Here is a 1603-nt window from a genome sequence, read left to right as displayed (position 1 = left end):
GTGCGGTGGCAAAAGATGACTGACCATAATGGCAATGAGAGTCCTTCATCAGTGGGTGCCATGCTGATCTGGCAACAGCCACACCTGATCACTTTTGCAGAATTGTTATATCGCGCTCACCCTGTTAAAGATACACTGGAGAAATATAAAGACCTGGTATTTGCTACGGCAGATTTTATGGCCTCCTTTGCGCAATACAATAAACAAACAAAAAAATATGTGCTCGGCCCGGGATTAATTCCAGCACAGGAGCGCTTTAAGGCCTTAGAAACTTTTAACCCTACCTATGAGCTTGCTTACTGGGAATGGGCATTACATACTGCACAGGAATGGCGCAGCCGACTGAATATGGCACCTGAAAAGAAATGGGCAGATGTCATTGCTAATCTTTCGCCATTGCCTAAACAAGATGGCGTATACCTGGCTGCGGAAAGTGCAACCGATTCATATACCAATCCTGAATATAAAACAGATCACCCTTCTGTACTGGCTACTTACGGGATGTTACCTCAAACCAGTTTGCTGGATAAAGCGGTGATGAAGAAAACTTTTGGATTGGTATGGGATACCTGGACATGGAGCGATACCTGGGGTTGGGATTTTCCAATGACGGCAATGGCTGCTGCCAGATTAGGTATGCCTGAAAAAGCAGTAGATGCCTTGATGATGAATATCCAGACGAACACTTACCTGCCAACCGGTCACAATTACCAGGATGAACGGTTGCGGATTTATCTGCCGGGCAATGGTGGATTACTGACTGCAGTGGCTATGATGTGTGCAGGATGGGATGGAAATACCATAGAAACCCCGGGTTTTCCTAAAAACGGGAAGTGGAAAGTAAAATGGGAAGGTTTAGAGAAAATGATGTAAAGATCATTAATTAATAAGGTTATAATTTTAATTGTAAGACGATGAAACTGATTAATTCTTTTAAACACATTTGCATTGATGAATGCTCTGCTACGCCAAAATATATTCAGTTAACCAATCATATCATTTCAGCGATAGAAGCTGGCTCCTTTCAAAAAAATGATATTCTACCCTCCATCTGCGACATCAGCCGAGCATTAGAGATCTCCAGAGATACAGCAGAAAAAGCCTACAAGAACCTGAAAATGGCAGGGGTATTAAAATCGGTGCCCGGTAAAGGCTTCTACATCAGTAATAGTGAATGTAGGCAGACACTCAAAGTTTGCCTGCTTTTCAATAAATTTAGCCCGTATAAAAAGATCGTTTATGATGGTTTTGTTGATACCCTGGGTAGTGATGTGCCGACAGACTTGTTTATTTATCATAATGATTTTTCTACTTTTGAGACTTTCATCAAGGATAAACTGGAACTGTATTCTCATTTTGTCATCCTTCCTCACTTTTTAGAGGGCAGTGAAAGGGCATGTGAGCTCATCAATTCAATCCCAAGCCATAAACTCGTTATCCTGGGAAATAAGCTTCCCGGAATTAACAAGGATTGCGCTATGGTGTACGAGGATTTTGAAGATAATATTTTCAAATCTTTGGAAATGGCAATGGAGGAACTTCACAAATATCATACGCTGAAACTTATTTTTCCAACTAAAAGTTATTACCCACGGGAAATCAT

Annotated in this window: 1 protein-coding gene and 1 pseudogene; both read left to right on the top strand. The window is 41.3% G+C overall.

From position 1 onward, the window contains the following. A pseudogene (locus ACR2F7_RS15610) lies at positions 1–873 on the top strand (hypothetical protein); the annotation flags it as partial. Positions 874–914: 41 nt separating this feature from the next. After that, positions 915–1603: GntR family transcriptional regulator (locus ACR2F7_RS15605; RefSeq protein WP_432714472.1), on the top strand; the 689-nt coding region annotated here is incomplete at its 3' end.

This window comes from Pedobacter sp., from assembly GCF_045628745.1.
GTDB lineage: Bacteria > Bacteroidota > Bacteroidia > Sphingobacteriales > Sphingobacteriaceae > Pedobacter.
This window is presented reverse-complemented; position numbering and strand designations above follow the sequence as displayed.